The 18,137-nt window shown below is 54.4% G+C and carries 18 protein-coding genes; 16 read left to right on the top strand and 2 right to left on the bottom strand.

The window, feature by feature from the left end:
• Nucleotides 1-3: 3 nt before the first annotated feature.
• Nucleotides 4-1,047: a rod shape-determining protein MreB gene (gene mreB, locus HMPREF0201_RS19225; RefSeq protein WP_000913396.1), complete on the bottom strand. Its 1,044-nt coding sequence runs from the start codon at nucleotides 1,045-1,047 to the stop codon at nucleotides 4-6.
• A 306-nt stretch (nucleotides 1,048-1,353) separates the two neighbouring features.
• A complete protein-coding gene (gene csrD / locus HMPREF0201_RS19230; protein WP_016538426.1) occupies nucleotides 1,354-3,294 on the bottom strand; it encodes an RNase E specificity factor CsrD in 1,941 nt (646 codons plus the stop codon).
• Between the two features lie 201 nt (nucleotides 3,295-3,495).
• Here csrD and acuI point away from each other — a divergent pair, with 201 nt between their 5' ends.
• The 16 genes from acuI to HMPREF0201_RS19310 all read left to right on the top strand — a co-directional run bounded on the left by acuI (nucleotide 3,496) and on the right by HMPREF0201_RS19310 (nucleotide 18,064).
• Entirely contained in the window at nucleotides 3,496-4,470 is a 975-nt protein-coding gene (acuI, locus tag HMPREF0201_RS19235; protein ID WP_016538427.1) for an acrylyl-CoA reductase (NADPH), read from the top strand.
• A gap of 117 nt (nucleotides 4,471-4,587) precedes the next feature.
• Nucleotides 4,588-5,592 carry a protein-methionine-sulfoxide reductase catalytic subunit MsrP gene (gene msrP, locus HMPREF0201_RS19240; RefSeq protein ID WP_016538428.1) on the top strand — a complete coding sequence of 335 codons (1,005 nt, stop codon included), beginning with the start codon at nucleotides 4,588-4,590 and terminating at the stop codon, nucleotides 5,590-5,592.
• The gene (gene msrQ, locus HMPREF0201_RS19245; protein ID WP_016538429.1) at nucleotides 5,593-6,192 is read left to right on the top strand and encodes a protein-methionine-sulfoxide reductase heme-binding subunit MsrQ; all 600 of its coding nucleotides are present in this window, start codon (nucleotides 5,593-5,595) and stop codon (nucleotides 6,190-6,192) included.
• 231 nt (nucleotides 6,193-6,423) lie between these two features.
• Nucleotides 6,424-6,876: a type II 3-dehydroquinate dehydratase gene (gene aroQ / locus HMPREF0201_RS19250; protein ID WP_016538430.1), complete on the top strand. Its 453-nt coding sequence runs from the start codon at nucleotides 6,424-6,426 to the stop codon at nucleotides 6,874-6,876.
• Between the two features lie 22 nt (nucleotides 6,877-6,898).
• Complete coding sequence (gene accB, locus HMPREF0201_RS19255; protein ID WP_016538431.1) at nucleotides 6,899-7,378, top strand: acetyl-CoA carboxylase biotin carboxyl carrier protein; 480 nt, start codon at nucleotides 6,899-6,901, stop codon at nucleotides 7,376-7,378.
• A 10-nt stretch (nucleotides 7,379-7,388) separates the two neighbouring features.
• A complete protein-coding gene (gene accC / locus HMPREF0201_RS19260; RefSeq protein ID WP_016538432.1) occupies nucleotides 7,389-8,735 on the top strand; it encodes an acetyl-CoA carboxylase biotin carboxylase subunit in 1,347 nt (448 codons plus the stop codon).
• A gap of 113 nt (nucleotides 8,736-8,848) precedes the next feature.
• Nucleotides 8,849-9,091, top strand: a complete 243-nt coding sequence (locus HMPREF0201_RS19265; RefSeq protein WP_016538434.1) for a YhdT family protein — start codon at nucleotides 8,849-8,851, stop codon at nucleotides 9,089-9,091.
• On the top strand, nucleotides 9,081-10,535 hold the full coding sequence (gene panF / locus HMPREF0201_RS19270; protein WP_016538435.1) for a sodium/pantothenate symporter: 1,455 nt from the start codon (nucleotides 9,081-9,083) through the stop codon (nucleotides 10,533-10,535). Before HMPREF0201_RS19265 ends, panF begins: the two co-directional genes overlap by 11 nt.
• A gap of 11 nt (nucleotides 10,536-10,546) precedes the next feature.
• Complete coding sequence (gene prmA, locus HMPREF0201_RS19275; RefSeq protein ID WP_016538436.1) at nucleotides 10,547-11,431, top strand: 50S ribosomal protein L11 methyltransferase; 885 nt, start codon at nucleotides 10,547-10,549, stop codon at nucleotides 11,429-11,431.
• A gap of 371 nt (nucleotides 11,432-11,802) precedes the next feature.
• Nucleotides 11,803-12,768, top strand: a complete 966-nt coding sequence (dusB, locus tag HMPREF0201_RS19280; RefSeq protein ID WP_016538438.1) for a tRNA dihydrouridine synthase DusB — start codon at nucleotides 11,803-11,805, stop codon at nucleotides 12,766-12,768.
• Nucleotides 12,769-12,793: 25 nt separating this feature from the next.
• Nucleotides 12,794-13,090: a DNA-binding transcriptional regulator Fis gene (gene fis / locus HMPREF0201_RS19285; protein ID WP_000462905.1), complete on the top strand. Its 297-nt coding sequence runs from the start codon at nucleotides 12,794-12,796 to the stop codon at nucleotides 13,088-13,090.
• Nucleotides 13,091-13,383: 293 nt separating this feature from the next.
• The gene (locus HMPREF0201_RS19290; RefSeq protein WP_016538439.1) at nucleotides 13,384-13,605 is read left to right on the top strand and encodes a hypothetical protein; all 222 of its coding nucleotides are present in this window, start codon (nucleotides 13,384-13,386) and stop codon (nucleotides 13,603-13,605) included.
• Nucleotides 13,606-13,906: 301 nt separating this feature from the next.
• The gene (locus HMPREF0201_RS19295) at nucleotides 13,907-14,932 is read left to right on the top strand and encodes an amino acid ABC transporter substrate-binding protein (RefSeq protein ID WP_016538440.1); all 1,026 of its coding nucleotides are present in this window, start codon (nucleotides 13,907-13,909) and stop codon (nucleotides 14,930-14,932) included.
• Nucleotides 14,933-15,002: 70 nt separating this feature from the next.
• Nucleotides 15,003-16,184 carry an amino acid ABC transporter permease gene (locus HMPREF0201_RS19300; protein WP_016538441.1) on the top strand — a complete coding sequence of 394 codons (1,182 nt, stop codon included), beginning with the start codon at nucleotides 15,003-15,005 and terminating at the stop codon, nucleotides 16,182-16,184.
• Nucleotides 16,185-16,262: 78 nt separating this feature from the next.
• Nucleotides 16,263-17,297, top strand: a complete 1,035-nt coding sequence (locus HMPREF0201_RS19305) for an amino acid ABC transporter permease (protein WP_392397301.1) — start codon at nucleotides 16,263-16,265, stop codon at nucleotides 17,295-17,297.
• A gap of 8 nt (nucleotides 17,298-17,305) precedes the next feature.
• Nucleotides 17,306-18,064 (top strand): amino acid ABC transporter ATP-binding protein, encoded by a 759-nt coding sequence (locus HMPREF0201_RS19310; protein ID WP_039898872.1) that lies wholly within the window; start codon nucleotides 17,306-17,308, stop codon nucleotides 18,062-18,064.
• Nucleotides 18,065-18,137: the final 73 nt, after the last annotated feature.

Genomic DNA, 18,137 nt, shown 5'->3' on the forward strand with positions numbered 1-18,137 from the left:
CTGTTACTCTTCGCTAAACAAGTCGCCGCCGTGCATGTCGATCATTTCCAGTGCCTTGCCGCCGCCGCGGGCAACACAGGTCAGTGGATCTTCTGCAACTACTACCGGGATACCTGTCTCTTCCATCAGCAGGCGATCGAGGTTGCGCAGCAGTGCGCCACCGCCGGTCAGAACCATACCGCGCTCGGAGATATCGGACGCCAGCTCCGGCGGGCACTGCTCCAGAGCAACCATCACCGCGCTAACGATACCGGTCAGAGGCTCCTGAAGCGCTTCGAGGATTTCGTTGGAGTTCAGGGTAAAGCCGCGTGGAACGCCCTCGGCCAGGTTACGGCCGCGAACTTCAATTTCACGCACTTCGTCGCCCGGATAGGCAGAACCGATTTCGTGCTTGATGCGCTCGGCGGTTGCTTCACCAATCAGGGAACCATAGTTACGGCGCACATAATTAATGATGGCTTCGTCGAAGCGGTCACCGCCGATACGTACGGAGGAGGAGTAAACCACGCCGTTGAGGGAGATAACCGCAACTTCCGTCGTACCGCCACCGATATCCACAACCATTGAACCGGTTGCTTCAGAAACCGGCAGGCCTGCGCCGATTGCCGCAGCCATTGGCTCTTCAATCAGGAACACTTCACGCGCGCCGGCACCCTGAGCGGATTCACGGATTGCGCGGCGTTCAACCTGAGTTGCGCCAACCGGCACACACACCAGCACGCGCGGGCTTGGGCGCATGAAGCTGTTGCTGTGAACCTGTTTAATAAAGTGCTGCAGCATTTTTTCAGTCACGAAGAAGTCGGCAATAACGCCGTCTTTCATCGGACGAATAGCCGCGATGTTGCCTGGTGTACGGCCAAGCATTTGTTTAGCGTCGTGCCCTACGGCTGCAACGCTTTTAGGAGAGCCGGCACGGTCCTGGCGAATGGCCACGACGGAGGGCTCATTCAGTACGATGCCTTGTCCTTTCACATAAATCAGGGTATTCGCAGTACCCAGGTCAATGGACAGGTCATTGGAAAACATGCCACGAAATTTTTTCAACATACTAAGGGATAATCCTGAAAGCTGGGGCGGATACAAAATCCGCTTACTTTACCAACCACACGCTACAGCGACAAGGCGCAAAAATGTTCTGCAACGGTGAAAAATAGTGCAGTTCACTACGGCTGTTACACTTTTGAAACGTCTTCCTACATGGCGCTCAGAAATGCAGCAAACGCGGTAGAATAAACGAACAGCTAACAGCAGCAAACCGGTTCATAACGGCTGCGACAATCTGGCCGGCAGGCAGACTCGCCCCCTTGAGATGCAGCGCGCGTTATTCTACGTGAAATAATGCCAAACGGCAGGTTAAACCGAGTATCTTTGTGAATATTTTTTCACATTACTGTCAAGCGGCTGAGATGCGGCGATAAAATCACCTTGCGCCCCCGCCACCCCGTTATCAATCAGCGTCTGCCATTCGCCGCGAGTCCTCACACCTGTGGCAAAAACACGGGTTCGCGTACCTTTACAGGATTCCACCAGGCTGTTAACAAACAGCTGGTTTTCTGTACGCTTGCCGATGTTTCTCACCAGACCCGGATGCAGTTTTATCAGCCCCACATCCAGCTCTTTAATATAGGTTGTGCTCACCACGGTTAATCCAGCCTGGATAACAACAATTCTTGCCCCTAAAGCGGTTATCAACCTGACTACAGGTTGTAAACGGCTGATGTGTTGACAGACATCTGCCTCCGCAAGTTCAAAAATAATCCTTGAGCGTTTCGATTTTTCGCACTGCATCAGAGAATCACGCAGCCAGCGCTGGAAAGGTGCGCGGATAAGCGAGTCAACGGTGACCTGAATCGCCAGCGTCTCTTCGGGCCAGAAGCTGAGCAAAGGTAAAAGTCGGGAGACGACCTGGCGATCGTATTGCTCGGATAAGCCAAACTGCCTGACCATTGGCATATACTCCGCCGACAGCACCTCCTGCTCGCCGTCAAAAATACGGCACATGATTTCGCGATGGTGCACGATGCCCAGGCGGTCAACCGCCGGTTTTTGATAGAAGCGCGGGCCGCCCTGCTTCAGCACCTGCTCAAGCAGAGTACGCCATTTCACGCTCCCTCTACCCTGTTCCGGCAGCTTGTCGTCATAGACTGACCAGCTATTAGCCCCCTGGAAAGCGGCGTTGCGGGTGGCAATTTCGGCTTTCTCCATCACCTGCTCTTTGGTCTGCCCGCTGCGCCAGGCGCAGATGCCAATGTGCAGCATATCGCTGCGATCTACCATACGGGTCGGCGGCAGCGCATCCACGGCATTTAACAGCTGGCTGGCTATGCCATCGGCCTCTTTCAGGGTGCGATGCGGCAAAAGAACCGCAAAGTCGCTGCGAAAATAGCGGGCCAGCAGGGCTCCAGGGTAACGCATCACAAAAGTGGAGAGTAAATTCACCAAAGTGAATAGATATTCTTCTACCGGCGCATTACCCCACGTTTCCTTCAGCAGCTCGAAGTCCGGCAAACGAACTATCATCACTACGCCGTGGGCGCCCACCTGCTCCTGCCCGTCCAGCAGCGTGGCCAGTTGGTTATCGAAGAACAGACGGTTGTTTAGCCCGGTTTGAACGTCCTGGGCCGCAAACGCCCTGATCAGCGTATCAACCCGGTTGCGCTGTTCGTCGGCGCTCTGCAAATCTGAAAGCAAGGCGTCAATCGCGCTACTGACCAGCGGCGGCCATTCATGCACGGAGCCCCGCACGCCAACGCCACGCTCACCGCTGATGATTTTACCCGCACGCGCCTCCAGCAGCTCCTGCCCGGAAAGCTGCTTTTTCAGCCAGCGTCCGGCCAGCAGCAGCACCACCAGCATAAAAGCGATCGCCGCCGTTAACGGGGTGGTGGTAAACATCGCGTGATAATAGAGGGCAACGGGGTCCCGATAGGTCAGCGTCAGCGTCATCCCTGGATGCTTCATCAGATCTACGGTGAGAGTGCGGTAAAGATACTGGGTGCCGGTCGGGCGATAATCCTCAGGTAAGACGTGCTGAAATTCGTAGGTTTTATCCGCCTGCAGGCGGATCCCCGTGATATCAACCGGGGTCATTAATTCGGTAAAACGGCTGGCAAGCTGCTGCGGCGAGCTGGAAACCAGCTGATTATCAATAATGGTGGCGACCGCCATAATCCGCTGCTGCGTTTTATCATGCACCGAGCTGTAGAAACTTAGCAGGCAGCCCAACAGCGTTACGATTATCGCAAGGCCGGTTAAGAGGGTGATAAAAGCGGAAAGTTTCGTCGTTAATCGCATCCCTGTGTTAACTCCGGTTGGTGAAAATTACCCACACTCACATTGGTATCAAAGGATGAAGCATTAAATAGCAAAGCAAGAACCCTGGCAAACTCCACGGTCATTTCTGTGCATTTATTGCGGTAAGTCGGCTCTTAAGATCAGTATCGGAGTATAGTCTTCTGAGATTTTTTTCCCATTAATAGCCACCGAGGAGCGCCAATGCAGGCACTAATCCTGGAACAGTCCGAAGGCCAGACCCTGGCAGCGGTAAAAAATATCGAGCCAGCTACGCTGCCGGAAGGCAACGTTACCGTTGAGATTGACTACTCAAGCCTCAACTACAAAGACGCCCTCGCTATTACCGGCAAAGGCAAAATTATTCGCAACTTCCCGATGGTACCGGGCATCGACTTCGCCGGGAAAGTGCATAGCAGCGAAGACCCACGCTTCCACGTTGGCCAGGCCGTTCTGCTAACCGGCTGGGGCGTTGGGGAAAACCACTGGGGCGGGCTGGCGGAAGCCGCACGGGTGAATGGCGACTGGCTGGTCGCGATGCCGCAGGGGCTGGACGCACGCAAAGCAATGATTATTGGTACCGCAGGCTTCACCGCTATGCTCTGCGTAATGGCGCTGGAAGAAGCTGGCGTGACGCCACAGAGCGGTGAAATCGTCGTCACCGGCGCCAGCGGCGGAGTGGGCAGCACTGCGGTAGCGTTACTGCACAAGCTCGGTTATCAGGTAGCCGCCGTTTCAGGGCGAGAATCTACCCATGACTACCTTCGCAGCCTCGGCGCTAACCGCGTTCTTGGTCGCGATGAATTTGCCGAAACCCGGCCGCTGGAAAAACAGCTTTGGGCTGGCGCGGTGGATACCGTGGGCGACAAAGTGCTGGCGAAAGTGCTGGCGCAGATGAATTACGGCGGCTGCGTGGCGGCCTGTGGCCTGGCGGGCGGCTTTGCGCTGCCAACCACCGTGATGCCGTTTATTCTGCGTAACGTTCGCCTGCAGGGCGTGGACTCAGTCATGACGCCAACCGCGCGTCGCGCTGCGGCCTGGGAACGCCTGGTTCGTGATTTACCGGAGTCTTTCTATCAGCAGGCCACCACCGAAATTGGTCTTGAAGATGCGCCGAAGTTCGCTGACGCCATCATCAATAACGCCGCTCAGGGGCGTACGCTGGTAAAAGTTCGTTAATACCCGCCGGGGGCCGTGGCCGTACCTTGCGCCCCCGTAAATTTCAATTTTTCGTGACATATTCGCCGGAACGCTTTCTCTCAGTCATGCTTAGCCTATAGCAACGAGGAGAATGTCATGAAAAAGGTCACCCGGCTTAGCGAAGCCGACGTCACGCCAGAATCGGTATTTATGATGAAGCGTCGCCAGGTGCTGAAGGCTCTGGGGATTAGCGCCGCCGCATTGTCGCTACCGCACACCGCCAACGCCGATATTCTTTCCTGGTTTAAAGGCAATGACCGTCCTCCCGCCCCTTCGGGAAAGCCTCTGACCTTTAGCCAGCCCGGGCAGTGGCAGGCTAAACTCGCCATGACGCCGGAAGATAAAGTCACCGGCTACAACAACTTTTATGAGTTCGGGCTGGATAAAGCCGATCCGGCGGCAAATGCCGGCGCGCTGAAAACCGACCCGTGGCAGATAAAAATCAGCGGCGAAGTGGCCAAGCCGCTCACGCTGGATCACGACGATCTGTATAAACGTTTCCCGCTGGAAGAGCGCATCTACCGCATGCGCTGCGTTGAGGCCTGGTCAATGGTGGTTCCGTGGATTGGCTTCCCGCTAAGCAAATTGCTGGCGATGGTTGAACCCACCAGCAATGCCAAATATGTTGCCTTTGAAACGCTTTACGATCCCGAACAAATGCCCGGCCAGAAAGATCGTTTCATCGGCGGTGGCCTGCAATACCCTTATGTAGAGGGGCTGAGGCTTGATGAGGCGATGCATCCGCTGACGCTGCTGACCGTTGGCGTTTACGGCAAGGCGCTGCCGCCGCAAAACGGCGCGCCGATTCGCCTGACTGTGCCGTGGAAGTATGGCTTCAAGGGGATAAAGTCGATTGTCAGCATCAAGCTGGTACGCGAGCTGCCGCCTACGACCTGGAACCTTGCCGCGCCGAATGAATACGGTTTCTACGCCAACGTGAACCCGCATGTTGACCACCCTCGCTGGTCGCAGGCTTCAGAGCGGTTTATCGGCTCCGGCGGCGTGCTGGATGTGAAGCGCCAGCCCACGCTGCTGTTTAACGGCTACGCCGAACAGGTGGCATCGCTTTACCACGGCCTGAATCTCAAGGAGAATTTCTGAGTGCGCCTGACAGCAAAGCAAATTACCTGGCTTAAGGTGGCGCTGCATCTGGCCGCTTTCTTGCCTTTTGTCTGGCTGTTTTACGCCGCCAGCCAGGGGCTTTTTAGCGCCGATCCGGCAAAAGATATCCAGCATTTTACCGGCAGAATGGCGCTAAAGTTGCTGCTGGCAACGCTGCTTATCACTCCGCTGGCCCGCTACGCCAAACAGCCTTTATTGATTCGTACCCGCCGCCTGCTCGGCGTTTGGTGCTTTGTCTGGGCGTCTTTGCACCTGACCAGCTATTCGCTGCTTGAGCTCGGCATAAGCAATCTTGGCCTGCTGGGCCAGGAGCTAGTCACCCGTCCTTACCTCACGCTGGGCATTATTTGCTGGCTTATTTTGCTCGCCCTGGCCGTGACCTCCACCCAAAAAGCCCAACGAGCGCTTGGCTCCCGCTGGCAGAAATTGCATAACTTCGTCTATCTGGTCGCGATCCTCGCGCCAGTTCATTTCATCTGGTCGGTTAAGATTTTGTCCCCGCAGCCCTTGCTTTATGCCCTGGGTGCTATCATCCTTCTGGCACTGCGCTACAAGAAGTTTCGCCAGTGGTGGCGCTAGCCGCAGAGCATCTCGTTTTCCGCCGAATGAACGTCAACTGCCGCCCCTGATGGGGTAGCGGTTGATCATCTTCCCTGATAAGACCAGTATTTAGCTGCCAAATGCTACGAAATCGTTATAATGTGCGACTTCGGTTTTTTCTGGTGCCCATTTTCGACTCGAAAAGGTGACAACCGGAAAACTTAGGTATATTTTGTAAATTGCCTACTAATTGCAGGAGATGGCAGCACGATGTCGGGTGAATTTCACATTTTGCTTTTGAATGGCCCTAATCTGAACATGCTGGGCACCCGGGAGCCGGATAAGTACGGCCACCAGACGTTAGCAGAAATTGTTAACACCCTGGAGGCACAGGCGACCGACCTTGGCGTGAAGCTCAGCCACCTGCAATCAAACGCCGAATATGCGCTGATTGACCGTATTCATCAGGCCAAAGACAATGTGGACTTTATCCTGATTAATCCGGCCGCGTTCACGCATACCAGCGTCGCGCTGCGCGATGCTCTGCTGGCGGTAGATATCCCGTTTATCGAGATCCACCTCAGCAATGTTCACGCGCGTGAACCGTTTCGCCATCATTCATATCTTTCAGATAAAGCCGTCGGCGTCATCTGCGGATTAGGCGCTGACGGCTATTCATATGCACTACAGACGGCGGTAAAACGCCTGTCAAAATCCATCTAAACAAAGAGTACGGAACCCACTCATGGATATTCGTAAGATTAAAAAACTGATCGAGCTGGTTGAAGAATCAGGCATCGCTGAACTGGAAATTTCTGAAGGCGAAGAGTCTGTACGTATCAGCCGCTCACCGGCAAACGCGGGTTTCCCGATGATGCAACAGGCTTATGCTGCGCCTATGTACCAGCCTCAGCCACAGCCGGGTTTGGCCCAGGCCGTCGCGCCAGCCGCTACCCCGGCAATGGAAGCCCCTGCAGCTGCTGAAGTCAGTGGTCACATCGTACGTTCCCCAATGGTCGGTACCTTCTACCGTACCCCAAGCCCGGATGCAAAAGCGTTTGTTGAAGTTGGCCAGAAGGTTAACGTTGGCGACACCCTGTGCATCGTTGAAGCAATGAAAATGATGAACCAGATCGAAGCTGATAAAGCCGGTGTGGTGAAAGCAATTCTGGTCGAGAATGGTCAGCCGGTAGAATTTGACGAGCCGCTGGTCGTCATCGAGTAACGAGGCGAACATGCTGGATAAAATTGTCATCGCCAACCGCGGCGAGATTGCACTGCGTATTCTTCGTGCCTGTAAAGAACTGGGCATCAAGACCGTCGCCGTGCACTCAAGTGCGGATCGCGATTTGAAACACGTATTACTGGCGGATGAGACGGTCTGTATTGGCCCGGCTCCGTCCGTGAAAAGCTATCTGAATATCCCGGCAATCATCTCTGCGGCAGAAATTACTGGCGCAGTAGCGATTCACCCGGGCTATGGTTTCCTGTCAGAAAACGCCAACTTTGCCGAGCAGGTTGAGCGCTCCGGCTTTATCTTCATCGGACCGAAAGCCGAAACTATCCGCCTGATGGGCGATAAAGTTTCCGCTATCACCGCGATGAAGAAAGCGGGTGTACCAACCGTACCAGGCTCTGACGGCCCACTCGACGGCGACATGGATAAAAACCGTGCTCATGCTAAGCGCATCGGCTACCCGGTTATTATCAAAGCGTCCGGCGGCGGCGGCGGTCGCGGTATGCGCGTAGTTCGCGGCGATGCGGAACTTGAGCAGTCCATCAATATGACCCGTGCGGAAGCCAAAGCGGCTTTCAACAACGACATGGTCTATATGGAGAAGTACCTCGAGAACCCACGCCATATCGAGATTCAGGTTCTGGCCGATGGCCAGGGTAACGCTATCTATCTGGCCGAACGTGACTGCTCCATGCAGCGCCGCCACCAGAAAGTCGTTGAAGAAGCGCCAGCGCCGGGCATCACGCCGGAACTGCGTAAATTCATCGGCGATCGCTGCGCCAAAGCCTGCGTGGACATCAACTACCGCGGCGCGGGTACTTTCGAGTTCCTGTTCGAAAACGGCGAGTTCTATTTCATCGAAATGAACACCCGTATTCAGGTAGAGCACCCGGTTACCGAAATGATTACCGGCGTTGACCTGATCAAAGAGCAGCTGCGTATTGCTGCCGGTCAGCCGCTGTCCATCAAACAGGAAGACGTTCACGTTACCGGCCATGCGGTAGAATGCCGTATCAACGCCGAAGACCCGAATACCTTCCTGCCAAGCCCGGGCAAAATCACGCGCTTCCATGCGCCTGGTGGTTTTGGCGTGCGTTGGGAATCGCATATCTACGCCGGTTACACCGTACCGCCGTACTACGATTCAATGATTGGTAAGCTGATTTGCTACGGCGAAACTCGTGAAGTGGCGATTTCCCGCATGAAAAATGCTCTTGCAGAGCTGATCATCGACGGCATCAAAACCAACATCGAGCTGCAAACCAAAATCATGAATGACGAACACTTCCAGCAGGGTGGAACTAACATCCACTATCTGGAGAAGAAACTCGGTCTTCAACACTAAGTTTCCGTCAAACATGTCGACAAAAGGCCGGTTCTCCGGCCTTTTTCTTTTTTGATCCTGATGCAGGATTGATGCGTTACAATCGCCGCTTTCCGCGAACTCAAGGGATAAAAATGGACAAGCGTTTTGTTCAGGCCCATAAAGAAGCGCGCTGGGCGCTCTGGCTGACCCTGCTCTATCTTGCCGCCTGGTTAGTGGCCGCTTACTTACCCGATAATACTCAGGGATTCACCGGCCTGCCGCATTGGTTTGAAATGGCCTGCCTGCTGGTGCCACTGCTTTTCATCCTGCTCTGCTGGCTGATGGTCAGAACGGTCTTCCGCGATATTCCACTGGAGGACGAAAATGCAAAATGAAGTTATCGCCGTACTGGCCGTCTACCTGATTGTGGTATTTGGCCTGTCGGTTTATGCCATGCGCCAGCGCAGCTCCGGCACCTTCCTCAGTGAATATTTCCTCGGCAGCCGCTCCATGGGCGGCTTTGTGCTGGCGATGACGCTAACGGCTACCTATATCAGCGCCAGTTCGTTTATCGGCGGGCCGGGTGCCGCCTATAAATACGGACTGGGCTGGGTGCTACTGGCGATGATTCAGATCCCGACGATCTGGCTCTCGCTGGGTATTCTGGGCAAAAAGTTCGCTATTCTGGCGCGGCGCTATAACGCCATTACGCTCAACGATATGCTTCAGGCCCGCTACCAGAACCGCGCGGTCGTCTGGATAGCAAGCGTTAGCCTGCTGGTCGCCTTTGTCGGCGCAATCGCCGTGCAGTTTATCGGCGGGGCGCGCCTGCTGGAAACGGCGGCCGGGATCAAATACGAAACCGGCTTGCTTATCTTCGGGATAACCATTGCTTTATACACCGCCTTTGGCGGCTTCCGCGCCAGCGTGCTAAATGACACGATGCAGGGCATGGTCATGCTGATTGGCACCATCGTGCTGCTGGTCGGCGTGGTTCACGCTGCGGGCGGCCTGAGTAATGCGGTGCAGACCCTCGAGCATATCGATCCAAAGCTGGTCAGCCCGCACGGGGCCGACGATATCCTGACGCCAACCTTTATGACTTCGTTCTGGGTGCTGGTGTGCTTCGGCGTTATCGGTTTACCGCATACGGCGGTGCGCTGCATCTCTTATAAAGACAGCAAAGCGGTGCACAGGGGCATTATCATCGGCACCATCGTGGTGGCAATTTTGATGCTGGGCATGCATCTGGCAGGCGCGCTTGGCAGAGCCGTTCTGCCGGGCCTCACGGTGCCGGATTTGGTGATTCCTACCCTGATGATGCAGGTTCTGCCGCCGTGGGCCGCGGGCCTGTTTCTTGCCGCCCCGATGGCCGCCATCATGTCTAACGTTAACGCCCACCTGCTGCAGGCGTCCGCGACTATCGTGAAAGACCTGTGGCTAAGCGCAAGTCCGGCTAAAATTCGTCAGGAGAGCCGCCTGAAGCGCATTTCCACCACCACCACGCTGGTGCTGGGTATTCTGATGATGCTGGCCGCCTGGCGCCCGCCAGAGATGATAATCTGGCTAAATCTGCTCGCTTTCGGCGGCCTGGAAGCCGTTTTCCTGTGGCCGCTGGTGCTCGGTCTTTACTGGGACAAAGCCAATGCCGCTGGCGCCCTGAGCGGTATGATAGTCGGCGGCACGCTTTACGCGCTGCTGGCAAGCTTCAGCATTCAGCTGTTCGGCTTCCATCCAATTGTGCCGTCGCTGGTTTTAAGTTTGCTGGCGTTCCTGGTAGGCAACCGCTTTGGCCGTGCCGTACCGGAACCCCTTCTCGTTTCAACTACTGATAAATAAAGAGTTTCGCCATGCCATGGATCCAACTGAAAATTAATACTACCGGCGGCGACGCCGAAAGCTTAGGCGATGCGCTGATTGAAAGCGGTGCGGTTTCCGTCACCTTCCAGGATACCCACGACACGCCGGTCTTTGAGCCGCTGCCGGGGGAAACCCGCCTGTGGGGAGATACCGACGTCATCGGCCTGTACGACGCGGAAACCGACATGAAAGAAGTGATTGCTATCCTTGAGCAGTGCCCGCTGCTGGGCAACGGCTTCCACCACAAAGTGGAACAGCTCGAAGATAAAGACTGGGAGCGCGAATGGATGGATAACTTCCACCCGATGCGTTTCGGCAACCGCCTGTGGATTTGCCCAAGCTGGCGCGACGTGCCGGATGAGAACGCCGTTAACGTGATGCTCGACCCGGGCCTCGCTTTTGGCACCGGCACCCACCCAACAACCTCCCTGTGCCTTGAATGGCTCGATGGGCTGGATCTGGCGGGTAAAACCGTTATCGATTTTGGCTGCGGCTCCGGGATCCTGGCCATTGCCGCCCTGAAGCTTGGCGCGGCCAAAGCCATCGGGATTGATATCGACCCGCAGGCGATTCAGGCCAGCCGCGATAACGCCGAGCGTAATGGGGTTTCCGAGCGCCTGGAGCTTTATCTGCCAAAAGACCAGCCGGAAGCCATGAGCGCCGATGTGGTGGTAGCAAACATCCTGGCTGGCCCATTACGCGAGCTGGCGCCGTTAATCAGCGTCCTGCCCGTTGAGGGAGGTTTCCTTGGGCTTTCCGGGGTACTGGCAAGCCAGGCCGAGAGCGTTTGTGAAGCCTATGCGGATAAATTCACTCTCGACCCGGTAGCGGAAAAAGAAGAGTGGTGCCGCATCACCGGGCGCAAACACGGCTGATTAAAAGTGCAGCATGCGGCGGCGCTGCCGCATGCTTTTCCTGGCCAGTTTTAGTGACAATCTGCGGGCTAAAAATGAGAGCTTGCTCGCATAAAAAACCCAAAACTGACCACAAAAACAGCGGTTTATCTGGCAAAAAGCCCCTGTCATACAGCTTATTTCTGCTAACTTTCAGGAAAATTTAAAACAGCATGAAATAAAGGATAAATCCTAAGCTTATGATTATTAGCGTTAATTATTAAATAACCTTGAGCTGGTTAGCGCTTCATTGATCTGTGACAGAGGATTGTTCAAAGTTTGGCCTTTCATCTCGTGCAAAAAATGCGTAATATACGCCGCCTTGCAGGTACAGTATGGTCATTTCTTAACTCATGCGCATCGGACACCACCAGCTCAGAAATCGCCTGATTGCAGCACCTATGGCTGGCATTACTGACAGACCATTCAGGACGCTGTGTTACGAGATGGGAGCCGGGTTAACCGTTTCCGAGATGATGTCCTCCAACCCGGAAGTATGGGCGAGCGACAAGTCCCGTTTGCGGATGGTACATGTGGATGAACCGGGTATTCGCACCGTGCAAATTGCCGGCAGCGTACCTGAAGAGATGGCGGAAGCCGCGCGTATTAACGTGGCTAATGGCGCCCAGATTATTGATATCAATATGGGTTGTCCGGCAAAAAAGGTAAATCGTAAGCTGGCAGGTTCAGCCCTTCTGCAGTATCCGAGTCTGGTAAAGGACATCGTGACGACGGTAGTGAAGGCAGTGGATGTTCCTGTAACGCTGAAGATTCGTACCGGCTGGGAGCCCGCGCACCGTAACTGTGTAGAGATTGCCCAACTGGCTGAAGACTGTGGCATTCAGGCACTGACAATTCACGGACGCACACGCGCCTGTTTATTCCAGGGCGATGCTGAATACGACAGCATTCGGGCAGTTAAGCAGAAAGTTTCCATTCCGATTATCGCGAATGGTGACATTACTGACCCGCTTAAAGCCAGAGCTGTGCTTGACTATACGGGGGCTGATGCCCTGATGATAGGCCGTGCAGCTCAGGGAAGACCCTGGATCTTTCGGGAAATCCAGCACTATCTGGACACTGGAGAGCTGCTTCCGCCCTTGCCTCTGGCAGAGGTAAAGCGCTTACTTTGCTCGCACATTCGGGAACTGCATAGCTTTTATGGCGATGTGAAAGGTTACCGAATTGCACGTAAACACGTTTCCTGGTATCTCCAGGAACACGCTCCAGATGACCAGTTTCGGCGCACATTCAACGCTATTGAGGATTCCGGCGAACAGCTGGAGGCGTTGGAGGCATACTTCGAAAATTTTGCGTAAACAGAAATAAAGAGCTGACAGAACTATGTTCGAACAACGCGTAAATTCTGACGTACTGACCGTTTCTACCGTTAACTCTCAGGATCAGGTAACCCAAAAACCCCTGCGTGATTCCGTGAAACAGGCACTGAAGAACTATTTTGCTCAACTGAACGGTCAAGATGTGAATGACCTGTATGAGCTGGTACTGGCTGAAGTAGAACAGCCATTGTTGGACATGGTGATGCAATACACCCGCGGTAACCAGACCCGTGCTGCCCTGATGATGGGCATCAACCGTGGTACGCTGCGTAAGAAACTGAAAAAATACGGCATGAACTGATACTAATCAGCGAGTGTTGTGAAAAGGCGCAACCCGGCATGGGGAAGCGCCTTTTTTCTTTTCTAACACCCGACGCCTGACGATTTTCCTCATTTTTTACCGCCGCATCGCCGTTTTCTTCACTTTGTTTACACTCCACACGATTTGCAATTATTCCCCATTCTACGAGCGTAGATTCGGGGTGATAAAATAGCCGCATTCACGCCGTGGCAGCACCTGTGAAAACTCCGTACCTTTCAGGGTAACGATGAGAGTTCTCCCTGCCCCGGAGTTAGGTTCAACTGAGGTTTAAAATGACAAAATTAATCGCCGCCGCGTTACTCTCCACGCTTCTGGCTGGCTGCGCCACAAACTCCCCTTGCGTACCGGTATACGACGACCAGGGCCGTCTGGTGCATACCAATACCTGTATGAAAGGCACCACCCAGGATAACTGGGAAACCGCTGGCGCCATTGCCGCCGGGACTGCCGCCGTAGCCGGTGTGGCTCTGGGTATTGTTGCCTTAACCAAGTAACTCTTTATTCCGTTACAAGCGCGAGCCTGCTCGCGCTTTCCTTTACTCCGCCTTCTCACACCTTATCTGAATCATTTTGCTCTCAAATGCGCCGTTAGTTTCAGCATTGCACCTTTTCAGAGCAATGCCTGCACGCTTTACCGCTTCTTTTCCCGCCGCACTGTCCGTATCTGATTACTCATAAACCTGGCATCGCCTTTGCTTTAAAGAATATGACTCTGGCCATTACCACAGACAGGGATACGGCGCCTCCCGGACGCCACCATGCCAATAACGATAATTTCGCCACACAGGATGCATTATGAAGAAGATGATGATCGCCACTCTGGTCGCTACCGGCACGCTGTTTGCGATGGCTAATCAGGCACATGCGGGTACCACGCTCGATGCGGTAAAAAAGAAAGGCTTTGTACAATGCGGGATTAGCGACGGCCTGCCGGGCTTCTCTTACGCCGACGGCAGCGGCAAATTTACCGGTATTGATGTGGACGTATGTCGCGGCGTGGCAGCGGCCGTTTTCGGCGATGCGACGAAGGTGAAATACACTCCCCTGACGGCCAAAGAGCGCTTTACCGCACTCCAGTCTGGCGAAGTGGACATTCTTTCCCGTAACACCACATGGACCTCCTCGCGCGACGCAGGAATGGGCATGGTGTTTACCGGAGTAACCTATTACGACGGCATTGGTTTCCTCACCCATAACAAGGCTGGCCTGAAGAGCGCTAAAGAGTTGGACGGGGCAACCGTTTGTATTCAGGCCGGTACTGATACCGAGCTGAACGTGGCCGACTACTTCAAAGCCAATAACATGAAGTACACGCCGGTGACCTTTGACCGCTCCGACGAGTCGGCAAAAGCGCTGGAGTCAGGCCGCTGCGATACCCTGGCCTCGGACCAGTCACAGCTTTACGCTCTGCGCATTAAGTTGAGCAATCCGGCCGAGTGGCTGGTGCTGCCGGAGGTCATTTCAAAAGAGCCTCTCGGGCCGGTGGTGCGCCGCGGCGATGATGACTGGTTCTCCATTGTGCGCTGGACGCTGTTTGCGATGCTGAATGCTGAAGAGATGGGTATCAGCTCTAAAAACGTGGATCAAATGGCCGCGAACCCAACCACGCCGGATATGGCGCACCTGTTAGGTAAAGAAGGTGATTTTGGTAAAGACCTGAAGCTCGACAACAAATGGGCATACAACATCGTCAGACAGGTGGGGAACTACGCGGAGATTTTTGACAATAACGTCGGCTCCGCAAGCCCGCTGAAAATCAAGCGTGGCCAAAACAATCTGTGGAATAACGGCGGCATCCAGTACGCCCCGCCGGTTCGCTAAGCGGCATATAAGAACAGGGCACTGCTCGGGTGGTGCCCTGGGTTTAGCTTCTTGTTACTGAGGTTTGCTTATGCGTCATCGCCGCCCAACCGTGAAGACAGATTGGTCCTTTTCTAATCCCTCGGTTCGCGCCTGGCTTTATCAAATCGTCGCCGTGGCGATTGTTCTTGGTATTGCTATCTACCTTATTCACAACACGATAACCAACCTGGATAATCGTGGTATTACTTCCGGCTTCGCTTTCCTCGACCGTGCCGCAGGCTTCGGAATTGTTCAGCATCTTATCGATTACGAGCAGGGCGACACCTACGGAAAAGTCTTCGTTGTCGGGCTACTGAATACGCTGCTGGTTTCCGCACTCTGTATCGTGTTTGCCACGTTTATCGGCTTCTTCGTCGGCCTTGCCAGGCTGTCTGATAACTGGCTACTGCGCAAACTCTCTACTTTCTATATAGAGACATTTCGCAATATTCCTCCGCTGTTGCAGATCTTCTTTTGGTACTTTGCGGTGCTGCGTAACCTGCCGGGGCCGCGCCAGGCGTTAGATGCTTTCGGGCTGATGTATCTGAGCAACCGAGGCTTATCTCTACCGGCTCCGGTCATGGGCGAAGGCTTGCTGGCTTTTATTGCCGCCTTCCTGATAGCGCTGGCTATTTCAGCCGGTTTGTATCGCTATAACAAAATGCATCAGGTAAGAACCGGCGAAATTCGCCGCAGCTGGCCGGTAGCGATCCTGCTGATCGTGCTGATGCCGTTGATAGCGCATTGGATCTTCGGCGCGGCTCTGCACTGGAATATTCCCGCCCTGCATGGATTCAACTTCAGCGGCGGTATTGTGCTGATCCCTGAGCTTGCCGCATTAACCCTGGCGTTATCGGTCTATACCTCGGTGTTTATCGCCGAGATTATCCGTTCCGGCATTCAGTCCGTGCCTTATGGCCAGCATGAAGCAGCCCGTTCGCTCGGCCTGCCAAATCAGGTGACGCTGCGTCAGGTTATTGTGCCCCAGGCGCTGAGAGTCATCATCCCTCCGCTGACCAGCCAGTATCTGAATATCGTCAAAAACTCATCTCTTGCGGCCGCTATCGGCTACCCGGATATGGTGTCGCTGTTTGCCGGAAGCGTACTGAACCAGACCGGGCAGGCAATTGAAACCATCGCTATCACCATGTCGGTCTACTTGATTATCAGCCTCGTTATCTCCCTGCTGATGAACGTTTATAACCGCCGTATCGCCCTGGTTGAGCGTTAAGGAATCCCGATGATTAAAACATTAACGGCGCACCAGGTTAGTCCGGCTACCGCCCGACCTGCGCGAGTCTGGCAATGGATGCGTAAAAATCTGTTCTCCAGCTGGCTGAATACATTACTCACTTTAGCCTGCGCCTGGCTGATGTGGGAGCTAATCCCTCCGCTGCTTAACTGGGCGATTTTACAGGCCAACTGGGTAGGTGAAACGCGCACCGACTGCACCAAAGAAGGTGCCTGCTGGGTATTTATCCATGCACGTTTTGGCCAGTTTATGTACGGACTTTATCCGCACGATCAGCGCTGGCGTATAAACCTTGCGCTGGCTGTCGGCCTGCTCTCTATTGCCGCGATGTTCTGGAAGTCGCTTCCACAGCGTGGCCGCTATATCGCAGGCTGGGCGGTACTCTATCCTCTTGCGGTCTGGTGGCTGATGTACGGCGGTTTTCTCGGCCTGGAGAGGGTTGAAACCCGGCAGTGGGGCGGGTTAACGCTCACGCTAATCGTTGCTTCGGTAGGTATAGCAGGTGCATTGCCGCTGGGCATTTTGCTGGCGCTCGGCAGGCGTTCTGGCATGCCGGTGGTAAGAGTGCTCTCGATTATGTTTATCGAGTTCTGGCGCGGCGTGCCGCTGATCACGGTGCTGTTTATGTCTTCCGTGATGCTGCCGCTGTTTCTTCCGGAAGGAACCAGCATCGACAAGCTCATCCGCGCTCTGGTGGGCGTTATCTTATTTCAGTCAGCTTATGTCGCAGAAGTTGTTCGCGGCGGTCTTCAGGCGCTACCGAAAGGACAGTACGAAGCGGCGGAGTCATTAGCTTTGGGCTACTGGAAAATGCAGGGATTGGTGATTTTACCCCAGGCGCTGAAGCTGGTTATTCCGGGGCTGGTGAACACCATTATCGCCCTGTTTAAAGATACCAGCCTGGTCATCATCATCGGCCTGTTCGACTTGTTCAGCAGCGTTCAACAGGCAACGGTCGACCCGGCATGGCTCGGCATGTCGACCGAAGGCTATGTTTTTGCTGCCCTTATTTATTGGGTTTTCTGTTTCAGCATGTCGCGCTATAGCCAGCACCTGGAAAAGCGCTTCCACACCGGGCGTACGCCGCACTAAGGATGAATATGAGTAAAATAACGCTGCAGCCTGCCGACGCAATGATCACGCTTGAAAATGTGAATAAGTGGTACGGGCAGTTCCATGTTTTAAAAGATATTAATCTCAACGTGAAGCAGGGAGAGCGTATCGTCCTGTGTGGTCCATCCGGCTCTGGTAAATCGACCACGATCCGCTGCATCAATCACCTTGAAGAGCATCAGCAAGGGCGCATCGTGGTTGATGGAACAGAGTTAAACGACGATCTACGCAATATAGAGAAAGTACGCACCGAAGTCGGCATGGTATTCCAACATTTTAATCTGTTCCCACATTTAACCGTGCTGCAAAACTGTACCCTCGCGCCAATTTGGGTACGCAAGATGTCGAAGAAAGAGGCCGAGGCGTTGGCCATGCATTATCTGGAGCGAGTTAGGATTGCCGAGCATGCCCATAAATTCCCCGGGCAAATCTCCGGCGGCCAGCAGCAGCGCGTGGCGATCGCCCGCTCGCTGTGCATGAAGCCGAAGATCATGTTATTTGACGAACCCACCTCGGCGCTCGATCCGGAGATGGTGAAAGAGGTGCTGGATACCATGATAGGGCTGGCGGAATCGGGGATGACAATGCTCTGCGTGACCCACGAAATGGGCTTTGCACGAACCGTTGCCGACCGGGTTATCTTTATGGATCGCGGGGAGATCGTGGAGCAGGCACCACCTGAGGTGTTCTTTGCTCATCCTGAGTCAGAGCGCACTCGTGCCTTTCTTTCTCAGGTTATTCACTGACGTCATAAAGGCTGCTGACGCAGCCTTTATTTTTCGATTGTACAAAGCAAAAAGCCCCGCACTAATGTGCGGG

Origin of the sequence: Cedecea davisae DSM 4568 (genome assembly GCF_000412335.2) — a bacterium.
Lineage (GTDB): Bacteria > Pseudomonadota > Gammaproteobacteria > Enterobacterales > Enterobacteriaceae > Cedecea > Cedecea davisae.